Here is a 373-nt window from a genome sequence, read left to right on the forward strand (position 1 = left end):
CCGTCTTCAAAATAGACGATATAATGGCCATGCCAGACAATTCCCAGCGGGTCTGTTTCATTGAATCGTACTCTTACTTCTTCGGTACAGGTTAATATGTTTTCGTTAGACTGCATTTTGTTTTCTTTCATAAAAAATAGAAATGGCTACTGTTGCAAGGTAAAATAGAAATAAGAAAGCTAATTCCTTAGCAATACCTCCAATTCCGCTGTTTCTTAAAATAATATCGTAATAAGCATTTAATCCCCAGTTCATAGGAGAGAATTTGGCTACGGTCTGCATAAATTCAGGCATTAAGAATACCGGAACCCATATTCCACCAATTGCTGCCAGTACGACGACTGATGTTGCTCCAAAAGGTGCAGATTGTTCT

1 protein-coding gene and 1 pseudogene are annotated in these 373 nt (G+C 38.1%); both read right to left on the bottom strand.

The features are described 5' to 3' along the window. The coding region (locus SB689_RS22660) for an acyl-CoA thioesterase (RefSeq protein WP_410694326.1) at positions 1 to 116 on the bottom strand (116 nt) is incomplete at its 3' end. Next, a pseudogene (locus SB689_RS22665) lies at positions 106 to 373 on the bottom strand (ABC transporter permease); the annotation flags it as partial. The gene SB689_RS22660 and the pseudogene SB689_RS22665, both read right to left, overlap by 11 nt.

This window comes from Chryseobacterium sp. SIMBA_038 (genome assembly GCF_046535115.1).
In the GTDB taxonomy this organism is placed as follows: domain Bacteria; phylum Bacteroidota; class Bacteroidia; order Flavobacteriales; family Weeksellaceae; genus Chryseobacterium.